Genomic DNA, 15,361 nt, shown 5'->3' with positions numbered 1-15,361 from the left:
TCTGATCAGAACTGCAGACCGGCCTCGCGGGCCGCGTCTGCCAGGGCTTTCACCCGGCCATGGTAGGCAAAACCGGAACGGTCAAACGCCACCTTCTCGATGCCGGCGGCCTTGGCCTTTTCAGCGATGCGCTTGCCCACCAGTTGCGCAGCAGCGGTGTTGCCACCCTTGCCAGCGCCACCGATCTGGGCACGCACCTCGGCTTCGGCCGTGGAGGCAGAAGCCAGCACACGGGTGCCATCGTCGGAAATAACGTTGGCGTAGATGTGCAGGTTGGTGCGGTTCACGGTCAGGCGGACGGCACCTTGCTGCGCAATGCGGATGCGCGTCTGGCGGGCCCGACGGAGACGTTGCTCTTTTTTGGTCAACATGATCCTGATCCTTATTTCTTCTTGGTTTCCTTGATCACGACCTTTTCATCCGCATAGCGGATGCCCTTGCCCTTGTAGGGCTCGGGGGGGCGCACAGCGCGCACCTCGGAAGCGATCTGCCCCACGCGCTGGCGGTCGGAACCCTTGATCAGGATTTCGGTCGGCGTCGGGGTTTCCACCTTGATACCGGCGGGCATGTCCATCACCACGGGGTGGGAATAGCCAACCGTCAGGTTGAGCTTGGTGCCCTGGGCCTGGGCCTTGTAGCCCACACCGAGGAGCGTCAGCTTCTTTTCGAAGCCCTTGCTCACACCGTTGACCATGTTGTTCACCAGCTGGCGCATGGTGCCGGACATGGCATTGGCTTCGCGGGATTCGTTCACCGGGGTGAACGAAAGCGAACCAGCGTTGTTTTCCACCTTGACCAGGGCGCTCTGCGCCAGCGCCAGGGCGCCCAGGGCCCCCTTGACGTTGATCAGGTTGTCTTTGACAGCCACTTCCACCCCAGCAGGGATGGAGACCGGCAGTTTTCCAATACGTGACATTCAGTTGCTCCTCAATGCCCGCATCAGGCGACGTAACACAGGACTTCACCACCGACACCGGTGGCGCGCGCCTTGCGGTCGGTCATCACACCCTGGGGCGTGGTGACGATGGCCACACCCAGACCGTTCTGGACCTGGGGGATGGCGTTGCGGCCGCGGTAAACACGCAGGCCAGGACGGCTGACGCGCTCGATGCGTTCGATCACGGGACGGCCGGCGTAATACTTGAGAGCGATCTCAAGCTCGTTCTTGCCGTCGTTGCTCTTGACCTGGAACCCGTCGATGTAGCCCTCGTCCTTCAGGACCTGGGCGATCGCGGTTTTGACCTTCGAGGCCGGCATCGTCACGCTGGCCTTCTCGACCATCTGCGCGTTGCGGATGCGGGTCAACATGTCGGCGATAGGATCACTCATGCTCATTTGTGGTTCTCCTAGGGCTTACCAGCTGGCTTTGGTGACACCGGGAATCTCACCGGCGAACGCCATTTCGCGGACCTTGGCACGGGCCAGGCCGAAGTGGGCGAAGGTACCGCGCGGACGACCGGTGATCTCGCAGCGGTTGCGCTGACGGGTCGGGTTCGAATTGCGGGGCAGCTTCTGCAGACCCAGACGGGCTGCATCGCGCTCTTCGTCGCTCTTCTTGGCGTCGTTGGCGATTGCCTTCAACTCGGTGTATTTCTTGGCGAACTTGGCGGCGAGTTTCTCGCGCTTGAGTTCACGTTGGAGTAGTGCTTGTTTAGCCACGCGCCACCTCAGTTCTTGAACGGGAAACGGAAACCAGCCAGAAGAGCCTTGCACTCTTCATCGTTCTTGGCGGTCGTCGTGATGCTGATGTTGAGACCGCGCAAGGCATCGACCTTGTCGTACTCGATCTCAGGGAAAATGATCTGCTCTTTGACGCCAACGTTGTAGTTGCCGCGACCATCGAACGAACGGCCGGAGATACCACGGAAGTCGCGCACCCGGGGCAGCGCCACGGTCACGAAGCGATCGAGGAATTCGTACATGCGGGCGCCGCGCAGGGTCACCATGCAACCGATGGGCTGCTGCTCGCGAATCTTGAAGCCCGCGATGGCCTTGCGGGCCTTGGTGACCACCGGCTTCTGGCCAGCGATCTTGGTCAGGTCGCCCACAGCGTTGTCCATGACCTTCTTGTCGGCAACAGCTTCACTCACACCCATGTTCAGCGTGATCTTGGTGATGCGAGGCACCTCCATGACCGACTTGTAGCCGAACTTTTCGATCAGGCTGGGGGCGATCTTGTCGCGGTAGATTTCTTGCAAACGTGCCATGGTCATGCCACCTTGATTTCTTCGCCGCTGGACTTGAAGACGCGCACTTTCTTGCCGTCAGCCAGGAGCTTGATGCCCACACGATCCGCCTTGCCCGTGGCGCCATTGAAGATGGCCACATTGGACTGGTGAATCGGCATGGTCTTTTCAACGATGCCGCCGGTCACGCCCTTCATGGGGTTCGGCTTGGCGTGCTTCTTGACGATGTTCACGCCCTCAACCACCAGCTTGCTGTCGTCGGCGCGCAGCACAACCTTGCCGCGCTTGCCTTTGTCGCGGCCGGCAATCACGATGACTTCATCGCCACTACGAATCTTGTTCATGATGATTCCTCAGAGAACCTCGGGTGCCAGCGACACGATCTTCATGAACTTCTCGGTACGCAGCTCGCGCGTGACCGGTCCGAAGATGCGGGTGCCGATGGGCTCCAGCTTGGCATTGAGCAACACTGCCGCGTTGCCGTCGAATTTGATCAGGGCGCCGTCCTGACGGCGGATGCCCTTGGCGGTGCGAACCACCACAGCGTTGTAAACCTCGCCTTTTTTGACGCGGCCACGGGGCGCTGCTTCCTTGATGGTGACTTTGATGACGTCACCCACGCTGGCGTAGCGGCGCTTGGAGCCACCGAGCACCTTGATGCACATCACGGACTTGGCGCCCGTGTTGTCAGCAACATCGAGTCGAGATTGCGTTTGGATCATTTGATTTAAGTCCCAACTTGAATCCCCCCAGCCACCACGGCCGGGAGTGATCAGTCTTGGGCCCGTCGTTGCCAGCCGTATCAACCCTGCAGGCCTGCTGCAGACTGGACACAACCCGCGTCGGTGGGCGGATAACTTCGCCTTTTTACAGCGAAGCCGCAGATTATTGCACTGCGTCTTTGGATTGTCAACCGGCTTTTATGTGCGGACAGCGGCGTGCGCCGGCAGATAGTGGTCGCACAGCGACAGAAAGTGGTCGAGTTCGGGGTCCGCGGCCTGTTCCTGGGTCAGGATGGCCGCGACATCGGGCGCCATGCCCGCCGCGGCCCGCGCGTCCAGGAACAGGGCCCGCCAACGCCGGGCCAGCACATCTTCCACCGTGTGGGCGTGCTCGTGGCGGGCGGCGTACCGCACCATGGCCTCGGTCAACCCCATGCCCAGGGGACGGTCGTTCCCCGGGCAGTCCAGCACCCGCTGACGCTCCGTTCCATACAGGTGCAGGCCCGGCGGGGCATAGATGGGCGTGGCCGGCGCCTCGGCCGCAGGGGCGCCCAGCAGGGTGTGGCGTTCGCTCAGACCGCCAGGACGCCGGGGCAGCAAGGCGCTGGCGAAACAGCGGTCCAGCACATCCTCGGCCATGGCCCGGTAGGTGGTCCATTTGCCACCTGTGACGGTGACGAGGCCATTGGCATCCACCACGATGGTGTGCTCGCGCGACAGAACCTTGGTGCCTCCTTCGGAGGTTTCCGGGGGCGCCACCAGCGGGCGCAATCCCACCCAGATGCTGCGGATGTCCGCCTTGGTGACCGGGCGGCTCAGCACGTGACCGGCCTCGCTCAGGATGAAATCCAGTTCCTCGGCGAAGGCATCGGGTTCGCGCGGCAGGTCCTGGCGCGGCGTGTCGGTGGTACCGAGCACCAGTTTGCCCAACCAGGGCACGGCAAACAGCACGCGGCCATCGCGCGTCTTGGGCACCAGCAGCGCCTGATCACCGGGCAGGAACTCGCGGTCCACCACCACGTGCACACCCTGGCTCGGGCTGACCATGCGCTTGGGCGCGTCCTGGGCGCTGGCGCCGCTGGAATGGGCACGCAGCTCGTCGACCCAGACGCCGGTGGCATTGACCACGCATCGGGCCCGCACTTTGTAAAGCGCTTCAGAAAAGCGATCGCTCACATCGAGCTCGGAGACCGGGTGGCCGGCGTCGTCCAGGCGACGCACTGCGGTGACCCGGGCGTAGTTCAGCACCAGCGCGCCCGCGGCTTCGGCGGTGCGCGCCAGGGCCAGGGCCAGCCGGGCGTCGTCGAACTGGCCGTCCCAGTACTGCACGCCGCCGTGCAGCCCCTGGGGATTCACCCCCGGCAAGGCCTCCAGGGTCTGCCGGCGGTTCAGGAACGCGGTGCGGCCCAGCCCGGCGCGCCCGGCCATCAGGTCGTACAGCTTGAGCCCCACGCCGTAGAACGGGGTCTGCCACCAGCCGTAGGACGGCATGACAAAGGGCAGCGGCTGCGCCAGGTGGGGCGCGATGCGCAGCACCGTGGCGCGCTCGGCCAGCGCCTCGCGCACCAGGGCCACATTGCCCTGCGCCAGGTAACGCACACCGCCGTGCAGCAGCTTGGTGGAACGGGACGAGGTGCCGCCGGCGAAGTCGTGCGACTCCAGCAGCACCACGGAGAAACCGCGCAGCGCGGCATCCAGCGCCACCCCGAGGCCGGTGGCGCCGCCGCCCACCACCGCCAGATCAAACAGGGGGGTACCGGACAGCGATTGGAGCAGTTCTGCGCGTTTCATGGTGTTTGGGGTGGCCCCTTGCGCCGGTTGGCGCAAGGGGCGGTTGCGACTCGATCGTTCAGGCGTCCTCAGCGGACCTTGCCATTCTTCCAGGCGTTGAGCAGCTGGTCGTAGGCGATGGTTTCACCCTTGGGCTTCTCGTTGGCCAGCTTCGCCCACGGCGCCCCCTTGTCGCTCAACCACTTCTTCGGGTCTTCCTTCTTGTTGAGCTTGGGCGCGCAGCGGTCCATGCCGGCGCGTTCCAGACGGGCCATCACCTGGTCCATCTGTTCGGCCAGGTTGTCCATGGCCTGCTGGGGCGTTTTCTCGGCGGTCACGGCCTGGGCCACGTTCTGCCACCAGAGCTGGGCCAGCTTGGGGTAGTCGGGCACGTTGGTGCCGGTGGGCGTCCAGGCCACGCGTGCCGGGCTGCGGTAGAACTCGACCAGGCCACCGAGCTTGGGCGCCATGTCGGTCATGGCCTTGCTCTGGATGTCGGACTCGCGGATCGGGGTCAGACCGACGATCGTCTTCTTGAGCGAAGTGGTCTTGGCCGTCACGAACTGCGCGTAGAGCCAGGCGGCCGCAGTCCGGTTCTCGTCGTGCTTCTCGAAGAAGGTCCACGAGCCCACGTCCTGGTAGCCGTTCTGCATGCCCTGCTTCCAGTACGGACCGTTGGGGCCGGGGGCCATGCGCCACTTGGGCGTGCCGTCCTCGTTCACCACCGGCAGACCCTTCTTGGTCATGTCAGCGGTGAAGGCGGTGTACCAGAAGATCTGCTGGGCGATCTGGCCCTGGGCCGGCACGGGGCCAGCTTCGCCAAAGGTCATGCCGCTGGCTTCTTTCGGCGCGTACTTCTTCATCCAGTCCACGTACTTCGTCAGCGCGTAAACGGCGGCCGGCGAGTTGGTGGCACCACCGCGCGAGACGCTCGCACCCAGCGGCGTGCAGCCGTCGGCCGAGGCACGGATGCCCCATTCGTCGACCGGCTTGCCGTTGGGGATGCCGATGTCGGCGGTGCCGGCCATCGACAGCCAGGCGTCGGTGAAACGCCAGCCCAGTGACGGGTCTTTCTTGCCGTAGTCCATGTGGCCATAAATCGGCTTGCCGTCGATGGTCTTCACGTCTTCGCTGAAGAAGGCGGCGATGTCTTCGTAGGCGCTCCAGTTCAGCGGCACGCCCAGGTCGTAACCGTACTTGGCCTTGAACTTGTCCTTCAGGTCCTGGCGTGCGAACAGGTCGGCACGGAACCAGTACAGGTTGGCGAACTGCTGATCGGGCAGCTGGTAGAGCTTCTTGTCAGGGCCGGTGGTGAAGCTGGTGCCGATGAAGTCCTTGAGGTCCAGACCGGGGTTGGTGTATTCCTTGCCCTTGCCGGCCATGTAGTCGGTCAGGTTCATGATCTTGCCGTAGCGGTAGTGCGTACCGATCAGGTCGGAGTCGGAGATCCAGCCGTCGTAGATCGATTTGCCCGACTGCATGGAGGTCTGCAGTTTTTCAACCACGTCGCCTTCCTGGATCAGGTCGTGCTTGACGTTGATGCCGGTGATCTCGCTGAAGGCCTTGGCCAGCGTCTTGCTCTCGTATTCGTGCGTCGTGATGGTCTCGGACACCACCGAGATTTCGTTCACGCCCTTGGCCTTGAGCTTGGCGGCGGCATCGATGAACCATTTCATCTCGGCGGCCTGCTGGTCCTTGCTCAGGGTGGAGGGCTGGAACTCGCTGTCGATCCATTTTTTGGCCGCGGCCGCATCGGCCCAGGCCAGATTGCATCCCAGGGCCGCGATGGCCGCGACGGCCAGTGCGGTATGACGAAATTTCATGTTGTCTCCTCTAGCAATGTGCTTCCCCGGTGTTGACGCTGAACGGCTCGGCCCCGGGGAAGCAATGGGCCGAATTCAACGGAAAGGAAAAACGATCCCAGATCGGGTTCAGCCCTTGCGCAGGGTCCAGACCAGCCAGACCATGGACACCACGAACGAGATCCAGATGCTGGGCTCCTGCTCCAGCGACATCCACTCGGTGAGCCACCCGGCCAAGCCGACGAAGGCGAGGTTGATGTAGGCCGCCCCGAGCAGCCCGATGAACAGGCGGTCACCGCGCGTGGTGGCCATGGGCAGAAAGCCCTTGCGCATCGTCGTGGGCGACTTGAGTTCCCACACCGTCATGCCGACGAGCATCAGCACGATGCAGGTGAAAAATATGGCCACGGGCGTGGTCCACGCCATCCACTCAAACATGCGATATCTCCAATTTGTTGCGAGCGAAGTGCCGCCCAACCCAGGCCGCCGCGGAACCGGCTTTGCCGGGCCGCCAGCGGCGCCCCTTGGGGGGTAGCGCCATGGGCGCGCGGGGGGTTCTCATACCCGTCCCATGGCGAAGCCTTTGGCTATGTAGTGGCGCACGAACCAGATCACGATCGCGCCGGGCACGATCGTCAGCACCCCTGCGGCGGCCAGCGTGGCCCAGTCCATGCCGCTCGCGCTCACGGTCCGGGTCATCGTGGCCACGATGGGTTTGGCGTTGACGCTGGTGAGCGTGCGGGCGAGCAGCAGTTCGACCCAGCTGAACATGAAGCAGAAGAAGGCTGCCACGCCCACCCCTGCCTTGATCAGCGGCAGGAAGATGGTGAGGAAGAAGCGCGGGAAGCTGTAGCCGTCGATGTAGGCGGTCTCGTCGATCTCGCGCGGGATGCCGCTCATGAAGCCTTCGAGAATCCACACCGCCAGCGGCACGTTGAACAGCAGGTGGGCCAGCGCCACGGCCAGGTGGGTGTCCATCAGGCCGACCGTGGTGTAGAGCTGGAAGAACGGCAGCAGGAACACCGCGGGCGGCGTCATGCGGTTGGTCAGCAGCCAGAAGAACACGTGCTTGTCGCCCAGGAAGCTGTAGCGACTGAAGGCATAGGCCGCGGGCAGCGCCACCGTGAGGGAGATCGTGGTGTTGATCGCCACGTAGATCAGGCTGTTGATGTAGCCCGAGTACCAGGACTCGTCGGTGAAGATGGTCTTGTAGTTGTCCCAGGTGAAGGCCTGCGGCAGCAGGCTGAAGCTGGAGAGGATTTCCTGGTTGGTCTTGAAGCTCATGTTGACCATCCAGTAGATGGGCAACAGGGCGAAGACCAGGTAGGCGATCAGGAAGATCGTGCGTTTCTTCAATCGACGCTCATGCATGACCGCCCTCCTTCTCGGTTTGTCCCAGGCGTTGCATCCAGTTGTAGAGCACGAAGCAGAACAGCAGGATGATGAGGAAATAGATCAGCGAGAACGCCGCCGCCGGGCCGAGGTCGAACTGGCCGACCGCCTTCTGCGTCAGGTACTGGCTGAGGAAGGTGGTGGCGTTGCCGGGGCCGCCACCGGTGAGCACGAAGGGCTCGGTGTAAATCATGAAAGAGTCCATGAAGCGCAGCAGCACCGCAATCATCAGCACGCCGCGCATCTTGGGCAGCTGGATGTAGCGGAACACCGCGAACTTGCTGGCACCGTCGATGCGCGCGGCCTGGTAGTAGGCGTCGGGGATGCTGCGCAGGCCGGCGTAGGCCAGCAGCGCCACCAGCGGCGTCCAGTGCCAGATGTCCATCAGCAGCACGGTCAACCAGGCGTGCAGCGCGTCGCCGGTGTAGCTGTATTCGATGCCCAGCCGCTGCAGGGTGGCGCCCATCAGGCCTATGTCGGCGCGGCCGAAGATCTGCCAGATGGTGCCGACCACGTTCCAGGGAATCAGCAGCGACAGCGCCACGATCACCAGCGTGGCCGAGGCCTTCCAGCCCGCGGCCGGCATGGACAGCGCCAGCGCGATGCCCAGCGGTATCTCCACCAGCAGCACGGCGCCCGAGAACTTCAGCTGGTTCCAGAGCGCGGCGTGCAGGTCTTCGTCGCGCATCACGGCGGCGAACCATTCGGTGCCGACGAAGACGCGCCGCTCGGGCGAGATGATGTCCTGCACCGAGTAGTTCACCACCGTCATCAGCGGCAGGATGGCCGAGAAGGCCACGCAGATGAAGACCGGCAGGATCAGGAACCAGGCTTTCTGGTTCACGGGTTTGGTGGTCACGCTCATGCCATGAGCTCCTCGTTCTTGTAATAGCAGGTGTGTTCGCCCAGCACCTGCAGCCCCACGCGGTCGCCCACCGCGGGCGGCGTGGTGTCGGGTGCAAGCCGCGCCTTGAGGGTCTGGCCGGCCACGTCGCAGGTCACCAGCAGGTAGGTGCCGATGTCCTGCACCTGGCGCACGGTGGCCGGCAAGGCGCCGATCGCGCCGACCGGCACCAGCCGCAGGTATTCGGGCCGAATGCCCAGCTTGAGATCGCCCGCGGGCAGCTCGCGGTCCGCGCTCAGGCCGAGGCCGCCCACGCTGAGCGCACCGTCGGTCACGTTCGCGGGCAGGAAGTTCATGCCCGGCGAGCCGATGAAGTGACCCACGAAGGTGTGGGCCGGCTGCTCGAACAAGGCCTCGGGCGTGCCCATCTGCACCACCTTGCCACGCGTCATCACCACCACCTGGTCGGCAAAGGTCAGCGCCTCCACCTGGTCGTGCGTCACGTAGATCAGGGTCAGCTTGAGCTCGTGGTGGATCTGCTTGAGCTTGCGGCGCAGCTGCCACTTCAGGTGCGGGTCGATCACGGTCAGCGGCTCGTCGAACAGCACAGCCGACACGTCGGGCCGCACCAGACCACGGCCCAGCGAGATCTTCTGCTTCTGGTCGGCGCTCAGGCCGGCGGCGCGCATGTCGAGCTGGTGGCTCATCTCCAGCATCTCGGCGATCTGGCCCACGCGGGCCTGGATCTGATGCGCCGGCACCTTGCGGTTCTTCAGCGGGAAGGCCAGGTTCTCCGCCACGGTCATGGTGTCGTAGATGACCGGGAACTGGAACACCTGGGCGATGTTGCGCTGCTGCGGCGTGGCGCGGGTCATGTCCTGGCCGTCGAACTTGACGCTGCCGTGCGACGGCACCAGCAGGCCGGACATGATGTTGAGCATGGTCGTCTTGCCGCAGCCCGAGGGACCGAGCAAGGCGTAGGCGCCGCCATCTTCGAAGCTCATCTTCAGTGGCAGCAGCGCGTAGTCACCGTCCTCTTTCGGGTTCGGCTTGTACGAGTGCGCGAGATCCAGATCGATACGGCTCATTGAGATGCTCCCTTGCGCTCGGGCGCGACCAGCAGGTCGCCCGCCTGGTCGAACACATAGACTTGCGCCGGGTTCAGGTGCAGGGTGATGGCGCTGCCGAGTTCAAAGTCGTGCACGCCGGTGAGCTGGGCCACCACCTCGCCCACACCGGCGTGCACGTGCACAAAGGTGTCGGAACCCGAGATTTCGGCCAGCTCCACGGTGCCGGGCAGAGTCACATCGCCCTCGCGCGGATGCACCCGCAGGGCGCTGGCGCGCACGCCCACCGTCAGCGCGCGGGTGGCGCGCTCGGGCAGGTTCACGGCCAGGCGCGGCCCGCCACCCAGCTGCACGCCACCGTCCACCGCCTCGGCCGCCAGCAGGTTCATCGGCGGGTCGCTGAAGGCTCGCGCCACGCGGATCGATTTGGGGACATGAAAGACCTCGGCGGTCGGCCCGTATTGCAGCAGCTCGCCCGCGTCCATCACCGCCGTGTAGCCACCCAGCAGCAGCGCTTCGCCGGGCTCGGTGGTGGCGTAGACCACGGTGGAGTCGCCGGCCGCGAAGAGCTGGGTCAGTTCCTCGCGCAGCTCTTCGCGCAGCTTGTAGTCCAGGTTCACCAGCGGCTCGTCCAGCAGCATCAGGGGCGCGTTCTTGGCCAGGGCGCGGGCCAGCGCCACGCGCTGCTGCTGGCCACCGGAGAGCTCGGCCGGCAGGCGGTCCAGAAAGATGTCGATGTGCAGACGCTCGGCGAGCTGCCGCACCTGGGAGTCGATCGCGGCGCGCGGCAGGCCGCGCAGTTTCAGCGGCGAGGCGATGTTGTCGGCCACCGTCATCGAGGGGTAGTTGATGAACTGCTGGTAGACCATGGCCACGTTGCGTTCGCGCACTGGCACACCGGTCACGTCAACGCCGTCCACCAGCACCCGGCCGGTGCTGGGCACGTCCAGCCCGGCCATGAGGCGCATCAAGCTGGTCTTGCCGGCCTGGGTCGCGCCCAGCAAGACCGTGACCGCGCCGGGCACCGGGGTCAGGCTCTGGGGATAGAGGTGGACCGATGGTCCGACCGTTTTCCCCACGTATTCCAGAGAGAGCTGCATTTCAGGTCCAGAAGAAGGCCAGTCACCCGGGTCGGGCGTTTTCGTTTCGGCGATTCTATTGTTCGTTTATGTTCTTTTTTATTCGGTATTTACCCTTAAGAGCAAAAATATTTTTTCCGTTATGTTCGGGTTGTCCTGTTTCAAGAATCCGTCCGCATGAACCTCGCGCCCCGACACACCCAGCTGCTCGAAGACGTGCGCGCCCGCGGCCCGCAGACCATCGAAGCCCTGGCCGAACGCTTTGGTGTGACGCTGCAGACCGTGCGCCGCGACGTGCAGCGCCTCGCCGAGGCCGGCCTGCTTTCGCGTTTTCATGGCGGCGTGCGCCTGCCGAGTTCGACCACCGAAAACATCGCCTACCGGCAGCGCCAGGCCATGCAGTCCGACGCCAAGCGCGCCATCGCGCGGGCCATCGCGCAGCGGGTGCCCAACGGCTGTTCGCTGATCCTGAACATCGGCACCACGATCGAGGCGGTGGGCCACGAGCTGCTGCGCCACCGCGGCCTGCGCGTGATCACCAACAACCTGCACATCGCCGCGCTGATGAGCACCAACCCCGACTGCGAGGTGATCGTGGCCGGCGGCCTGGTGCGCGGCGCCGACCAGGGCATCGTGGGCGAGGCCACGGTGGACTTCATGCGCCAGTTCAAGGTGGACATCGGCCTGATCGGCATCAGCGGCATCGAGTCCGACGGCACGCTGCGCGACTTCGACTACCGCGAGGTGAAGGTGGCGCGCACCATCGTTGAGCAGTCGCGCGAGGTCTGGCTCGCCGCCGACCACAGCAAGTTCAACCGGCCCGCCATGGTGGAACTGGCGCGGCTCGACGAGATCGACGTGATGTTCACCGACGCGCCGCCGCCCCCACCCTTCGGCGAACTGATGGCGCAGGGCCACGTCGAATGCGTGGTGGCCGACCGTTCGGACGACCCCGCCTGATCCCCACAACCTTTTCGAGACAAGCCATGACCTACCTGCTCGCCCTGGACCAGGGCACTTCCAGTTCGCGCAGCATCGTGTTCGACCGCGACGGCCACGTGGTGGCCATGGCGCAGCGCGAGTTCCGCCAGATCTACCCCCAGCCGGGCTGGGTGGAACACGACCCGCGCGACCTCTGGACCACACAGCTGGAAACCGCCCGCGAGGCGCTGGCCCAGGCCGGCCTGAAAGCGAGCGACATCCGCGCCGTGGGCATCACCAACCAGCGCGAGACCACCCTGCTGTGGAACCGGCGCACCGGCGCACCGGTGTACAACGCCATCGTCTGGCAGGACCGGCGCGCCGAAGCCGCCTGCGCCGAACTGCGCGAGCGCGGCCTGAGCGACACCGTGTTGCAGAAGACCGGCCTGCGCATCGACGCCTATTTCTCCGGCACCAAGCTCCAGTGGATGCTCGACCACGTGCCCGGCGCGCGCGCTCAGGCTGAACGCGGCGAGCTGGCCTTCGGCACGGTCGACAGCTGGCTGATCTGGCAGCTCACGGGCGGCGCGCGCCACGTCACCGACATCAGCAACGCCTCGCGCACCATGCTGTTCAACGTGCACAGCCAGCGCTGGGACGACGAGCTGCTGGCCCTGCTCAACATCCCGCCCAGCCTGATGCCCGAAACCCTGCCGTCCAGCGCCCACTTCGGCGACATCCAGGCCGAATGGCTGGGCGCGCCGCTGGCGATCGGCGGCGTGGCCGGCGACCAACAAAGCGCCCTGTTCGGCCAGGCCTGCTTCTCGGCCGGCATGGCCAAGAACACCTACGGCACCGGCTGCTTCATGCTCATGCACACCGGCGAACGGTTCCAGACCAGCCAGAACGGCCTGATCACCACCGCCACGGCCCAGCCCCCCGGCGCGCCACAGTATGCACTGGAAGGCAGCGTGTTCATCGGCGGCGCCGTGGTGCAGTGGCTGCGCGACGGGCTGCGCGCCATCGAGTCCAGCAGCGAGGTGCAGGCCCTGGCCGAGAGCGTGCCCGACGCAGGCGGCGTGGTGCTGGTGCCCGCCTTCACCGGGCTGGGCGCGCCCTACTGGCAGGCCGACGCGCGCGGCAGCATCAACGGCCTGACGCGCGGCACCACCATGGCCCACATCGCACGCGCGGCGCTGGAGAGCATCGCGTTCCAGAGCGCGGCCCTGCTCGACGCCATGAGCCGCGACGCGATCGCGGCCGGCGGCGTGCCGGTGAGCGAGTTGCGGGTGGACGGCGGCGCCTGCGTCAACGACCTGCTGATGCAGTTCCAGGCCGACCTGCTGGGCATCCCGGTGGTGCGCCCGGCGGTGATCGAGACCACCGCGCTGGGCGCAGCCTACCTGGCCGGCCTGCACAGCGGGCTGTACGCCGGGCTGGACGAACTGTCCAAACAGTGGCGCGCCGAGCGCACCTTCCACCCCACGCTGTCGCGCGAACGGGCGGCGGAAAAGATGGCGCAGTGGGAACACGCGGTGAGGCAGACGACGGCGGCGTAGCCGCCGCAGCGACAATCGCCGCATGAACACGTCCACCCACCCCATCATCACCTTCATCGGCGGCGGCAACATGGCCAGCGCCATCATCGGCGGCCTGGTCCGCCAGGGCCACCCCACCAGCGCCCTGCAGGTGGTCGAGCCCTGGGACGAGCAGCGCGCCAGGCTGGCGCAACAGTTCCCGGGCATGACCATGCTGCCCGCCGCGAGTGCTGAGTTGAAGTCCTCCGATCTCGTGGTCTGGGCGGTGAAGCCGCAGACCTTCAAGGACGCCGCGCTGGCCGCAGGACCCTTCCTCGGCGATGCCCTGCACCTGAGTGTGGCCGCCGGCATCACCAGCGAGAGCATGGCCGGCTGGCTGCAGACGCAGCGCATCGTGCGCGCCATGCCCAACACGCCCGCCCTGGTCGGCCTGGGCATGACCGGGCTGATGGCCCGCGCCGCCGTGTCGGACGCCGACCGGGCCCTGGTGGAGCGCGTGGTGCGCACCACCGGCGAGCTGGTGTGGGTGAACGTGGAGTCGGACCTGGACGCCGTGACCGCCCTCTCCGGCTCGGGCCCGGCCTATGTGTTCTATTTCCTCGAAGCCATGCGCGATGCCGGTGCCCGCATGGGCCTCGCGCCCGAGGTGGCGCAGCAACTCGCCATCGGCACCTTCATCGGCGCGGCCACCCTGGCACAACGTTCCAGCGAACCGCTGCAGACGCTGCGCGAGCGCGTCACGTCCAAGGGCGGCACCACCTACGCGGCGATCACGTCAATGGACGCGAGCGGTGTGAAAGCGAAATTCGCGGACGCCCTGTTCGCGGCGCAGAAGCGCGCAGCGGAGCTCGGCGCCGAATTCGGCAAGTAGAGGCTCACCCCCGCGCCGCGCTTTCAGCGCGTCACCCCCTCAAGGGGACCATGCGAGCGGCCCGGCAAAGCCGGTTCCGCCGCATGCTGGGTTGGGGCACGTCACGCGGGAAAGTGATCACACCCGCAACGCGCCTTCACACGCCCAGCACCACTCCCACGAACACCGTGAAGCCCAACCAGTGGTTGAGGCGGAAGGCCTTGAAGCAACCGTCCCGGGTGCGGTCCTTGATCAGGTGGAAATGCCAGGCCACCTGGGTCAATGCCACAACCAGCATGGCGCCCCAGACCCAGGGATTCACCACGGACCACAGCGCGGCGGTCCAGATGCCCAGGAAGACCAGGTAAAACGCGGTGACGGCCGGCACGTCGGCGTCGCCCAGCGTGATGGCCGAGGTCTTCATGCCGATGCGCAGGTCGTCGTCGCGGTCCACCATGGCGTATTCGGTGTCGTAGGCCAGCACCCAGAACAGGTTGCCCGCCATCAGCACCCAGGCCACGGGCGGCACGCTGTGCCAGACGCCCGACCAGAAGCCGGCTTCGCTCCAGGGCGCCGCGCCGCTGAACAGCTCCAGCGCCGGACCGCCGTTCACCGCCGCGAACGCCATGGGAATGCCGAAGCTGAACGCCACGCCCAGCACCGCCTGCGGCATGGACACATACCGCTTGGCATAGGGATAGACCAGCGACAGCACCAGGCCCAGCACCGACCAGGTGATGGTGGCGACGTTGGTCGTGAGCACCAGCAGGAAGGCCACGAAAGCGAGCACGGCGCCCACGCCCAGCGCTTCTTTCACGCCCACGCGCCCGCTGGTCACCGGGCGCTGCGCGGTGCGCTTGACGTGTCTGTCGAACTCGCGGTCGGCCACGTCGTTGACGCAGCAGCCGGCGCTGCGCATGAGGATGGTGCCGGCCACGAACACCAGCAGCAGGTGCAGCCCCGGGAAACCGCCTGCCGCCACCCAGAGGGCCGACAGCGAAGGCCAGAGCAGCAGCAGCCAGCCGGCGGGGCGGTTCCAGCGGATCAGATCCAGGTAGAGATTCAGACGATCAAACACAGCAGGACTCAGCATTCAGATGGGCGCGCCCGGGAATCCGGCACACCGCAGAACCGCCCTTCGACAAACGCAGGACGTGCCGCAGGTGTGGTCCCCCTTGGGGAGAAGATCC

At 65.7% G+C, this 15,361-nt stretch carries 18 protein-coding genes; 3 read left to right on the top strand and 15 right to left on the bottom strand.

The genetic code is table 11. The features are described from left to right. Positions 1–5 precede the first annotated feature (5 nt). From rplR to HTA01S_RS21090, 14 genes are all read right to left on the bottom strand, one after another. Entirely contained in the window at positions 6–371 is a 366-nt protein-coding gene (gene rplR, locus HTA01S_RS21155; RefSeq protein ID WP_068174944.1) for a 50S ribosomal protein L18, read from the bottom strand. A gap of 11 nt (positions 372–382) precedes the next feature. Beyond that, on the bottom strand, positions 383–916 hold the full coding sequence (rplF, locus tag HTA01S_RS21150; RefSeq protein ID WP_068174942.1) for a 50S ribosomal protein L6: 534 nt from the start codon (positions 914–916) through the stop codon (positions 383–385). A gap of 23 nt (positions 917–939) precedes the next feature. Beyond that, entirely contained in the window at positions 940–1,335 is a 396-nt protein-coding gene (gene rpsH, locus HTA01S_RS21145) for a 30S ribosomal protein S8 (RefSeq protein ID WP_068174940.1), read from the bottom strand. An 18-nt stretch (positions 1,336–1,353) separates the two neighbouring features. Then, positions 1,354–1,659, bottom strand: a complete 306-nt coding sequence (gene rpsN, locus HTA01S_RS21140; RefSeq protein WP_068174937.1) for a 30S ribosomal protein S14 — start codon at positions 1,657–1,659, stop codon at positions 1,354–1,356. 8 nt (positions 1,660–1,667) lie between these two features. Next, on the bottom strand, positions 1,668–2,207 hold the full coding sequence (rplE, locus tag HTA01S_RS21135) for a 50S ribosomal protein L5 (RefSeq protein ID WP_068175034.1): 540 nt from the start codon (positions 2,205–2,207) through the stop codon (positions 1,668–1,670). 2 nt (positions 2,208–2,209) lie between these two features. After that, positions 2,210–2,530: a 50S ribosomal protein L24 gene (rplX, locus tag HTA01S_RS21130; RefSeq protein ID WP_068174934.1), complete on the bottom strand. Its 321-nt coding sequence runs from the start codon at positions 2,528–2,530 to the stop codon at positions 2,210–2,212. Between the two features lie 9 nt (positions 2,531–2,539). Further along, positions 2,540–2,908, bottom strand: coding sequence for a 50S ribosomal protein L14 (rplN, locus tag HTA01S_RS21125; RefSeq protein ID WP_056268999.1), 369 nt, complete (start codon positions 2,906–2,908; stop codon positions 2,540–2,542). A 198-nt stretch (positions 2,909–3,106) separates the two neighbouring features. Next, positions 3,107–4,699, bottom strand: a complete 1,593-nt coding sequence (locus tag HTA01S_RS21120) for a glycerol-3-phosphate dehydrogenase/oxidase (RefSeq protein ID WP_068174932.1) — start codon at positions 4,697–4,699, stop codon at positions 3,107–3,109. Positions 4,700–4,767: 68 nt separating this feature from the next. Beyond that, positions 4,768–6,501: an ABC transporter substrate-binding protein gene (locus HTA01S_RS21115; protein ID WP_068174930.1), complete on the bottom strand. Its 1,734-nt coding sequence runs from the start codon at positions 6,499–6,501 to the stop codon at positions 4,768–4,770. 108 nt (positions 6,502–6,609) lie between these two features. Beyond that, positions 6,610–6,918 (bottom strand): DUF2160 domain-containing protein, encoded by a 309-nt coding sequence (locus HTA01S_RS21110; RefSeq protein ID WP_068174927.1) that lies wholly within the window; start codon positions 6,916–6,918, stop codon positions 6,610–6,612. A 120-nt stretch (positions 6,919–7,038) separates the two neighbouring features. Beyond that, complete coding sequence (locus HTA01S_RS21105) at positions 7,039–7,851, bottom strand: carbohydrate ABC transporter permease (protein ID WP_068174926.1); 813 nt, start codon at positions 7,849–7,851, stop codon at positions 7,039–7,041. Further along, a complete protein-coding gene (locus HTA01S_RS21100; protein WP_068174922.1) occupies positions 7,844–8,737 on the bottom strand; it encodes a carbohydrate ABC transporter permease in 894 nt (297 codons plus the stop codon). The genes HTA01S_RS21105 and HTA01S_RS21100 overlap by 8 nt, the downstream gene beginning before the upstream one ends. After that, positions 8,734–9,804, bottom strand: coding sequence for an ABC transporter ATP-binding protein (locus HTA01S_RS21095; protein WP_068174920.1), 1,071 nt, complete (start codon positions 9,802–9,804; stop codon positions 8,734–8,736). The genes HTA01S_RS21100 and HTA01S_RS21095 overlap by 4 nt, the downstream gene beginning before the upstream one ends. After that, on the bottom strand, positions 9,801–10,883 hold the full coding sequence (locus HTA01S_RS21090; RefSeq protein ID WP_068174918.1) for an ABC transporter ATP-binding protein: 1,083 nt from the start codon (positions 10,881–10,883) through the stop codon (positions 9,801–9,803). The genes HTA01S_RS21095 and HTA01S_RS21090 overlap by 4 nt, the downstream gene beginning before the upstream one ends. A gap of 156 nt (positions 10,884–11,039) precedes the next feature. On the opposite strand from HTA01S_RS21090, the gene HTA01S_RS21085 reads away from it, so the two are divergent. The 3 genes from HTA01S_RS21085 to proC are packed head-to-tail and all read left to right on the top strand — an operon-like array spanning position 11,040 to position 14,192. Further along, positions 11,040–11,822, top strand: coding sequence for a DeoR/GlpR family DNA-binding transcription regulator (locus HTA01S_RS21085; protein ID WP_068174917.1), 783 nt, complete (start codon positions 11,040–11,042; stop codon positions 11,820–11,822). Positions 11,823–11,848: 26 nt separating this feature from the next. Continuing rightward, positions 11,849–13,342 (top strand): glycerol kinase GlpK, encoded by a 1,494-nt coding sequence (glpK, locus tag HTA01S_RS21080; protein WP_068174916.1) that lies wholly within the window; start codon positions 11,849–11,851, stop codon positions 13,340–13,342. A 22-nt stretch (positions 13,343–13,364) separates the two neighbouring features. Then, positions 13,365–14,192, top strand: a complete 828-nt coding sequence (gene proC / locus HTA01S_RS21075; RefSeq protein ID WP_068174914.1) for a pyrroline-5-carboxylate reductase — start codon at positions 13,365–13,367, stop codon at positions 14,190–14,192. 136 nt (positions 14,193–14,328) lie between these two features. Here proC and HTA01S_RS21070 read toward each other — a convergent pair whose 3' ends face one another. Then, a complete protein-coding gene (locus HTA01S_RS21070) occupies positions 14,329–15,264 on the bottom strand; it encodes a 4-hydroxybenzoate octaprenyltransferase (RefSeq protein WP_068174912.1) in 936 nt (311 codons plus the stop codon). Positions 15,265–15,361 lie beyond the last annotated feature (97 nt).

Origin of the sequence: Hydrogenophaga taeniospiralis CCUG 15921, from assembly GCF_001592305.1 — a bacterium.
In the GTDB taxonomy this organism is placed as follows: Bacteria; Pseudomonadota; Gammaproteobacteria; order Burkholderiales; family Burkholderiaceae_C; genus Hydrogenophaga; species Hydrogenophaga taeniospiralis.
The sequence above is the reverse complement of the archived record's forward strand: the minus strand, read 5'-3'. Positions and strand labels throughout refer to the sequence as shown.

What these genes read in the sequence shown, in the direction of transcription:
- rplR (WP_068174944.1), bottom strand. Translation starts at nt 371, where the DNA reads ATGTTGACCAAAAAAGAGCAACGTCTCCGTCGGGCCCGCCAGACGCGC.
- rplF (WP_068174942.1), bottom strand. Translation starts at nt 916, where the DNA reads ATGTCACGTATTGGAAAACTGCCGGTCTCCATCCCTGCTGGGGTGGAA.
- rpsH (WP_068174940.1), bottom strand. Translation starts at nt 1,335, where the DNA reads ATGAGCATGAGTGATCCTATCGCCGACATGTTGACCCGCATCCGCAAC.
- rplE (WP_068175034.1), bottom strand. Translation starts at nt 2,207, where the DNA reads ATGGCACGTTTGCAAGAAATCTACCGCGACAAGATCGCCCCCAGCCTG.
- rplX (WP_068174934.1), bottom strand. Translation starts at nt 2,530, where the DNA reads ATGAACAAGATTCGTAGTGGCGATGAAGTCATCGTGATTGCCGGCCGC.
- rplN (WP_056268999.1), bottom strand. Translation starts at nt 2,908, where the DNA reads ATGATCCAAACGCAATCTCGACTCGATGTTGCTGACAACACGGGCGCC.
- HTA01S_RS21120 (WP_068174932.1), bottom strand. Translation starts at nt 4,699, where the DNA reads ATGAAACGCGCAGAACTGCTCCAATCGCTGTCCGGTACCCCCCTGTTT.
- HTA01S_RS21115 (WP_068174930.1), bottom strand. Translation starts at nt 6,501, where the DNA reads ATGAAATTTCGTCATACCGCACTGGCCGTCGCGGCCATCGCGGCCCTG.
- HTA01S_RS21110 (WP_068174927.1), bottom strand. Translation starts at nt 6,918, where the DNA reads ATGTTTGAGTGGATGGCGTGGACCACGCCCGTGGCCATATTTTTCACC.
- HTA01S_RS21105 (WP_068174926.1), bottom strand. Translation starts at nt 7,851, where the DNA reads ATGCATGAGCGTCGATTGAAGAAACGCACGATCTTCCTGATCGCCTAC.
- HTA01S_RS21100 (WP_068174922.1), bottom strand. Translation starts at nt 8,737, where the DNA reads ATGAGCGTGACCACCAAACCCGTGAACCAGAAAGCCTGGTTCCTGATC.
- HTA01S_RS21095 (WP_068174920.1), bottom strand. Translation starts at nt 9,804, where the DNA reads ATGAGCCGTATCGATCTGGATCTCGCGCACTCGTACAAGCCGAACCCG.
- HTA01S_RS21090 (WP_068174918.1), bottom strand. Translation starts at nt 10,883, where the DNA reads ATGCAGCTCTCTCTGGAATACGTGGGGAAAACGGTCGGACCATCGGTC.
- HTA01S_RS21085 (WP_068174917.1), top strand. Translation starts at nt 11,040, where the DNA reads ATGAACCTCGCGCCCCGACACACCCAGCTGCTCGAAGACGTGCGCGCC.
- glpK (WP_068174916.1), top strand. Translation starts at nt 11,849, where the DNA reads ATGACCTACCTGCTCGCCCTGGACCAGGGCACTTCCAGTTCGCGCAGC.
- proC (WP_068174914.1), top strand. Translation starts at nt 13,365, where the DNA reads ATGAACACGTCCACCCACCCCATCATCACCTTCATCGGCGGCGGCAAC.
- HTA01S_RS21070 (WP_068174912.1), bottom strand. Translation starts at nt 15,264, where the DNA reads ATGCTGAGTCCTGCTGTGTTTGATCGTCTGAATCTCTACCTGGATCTG.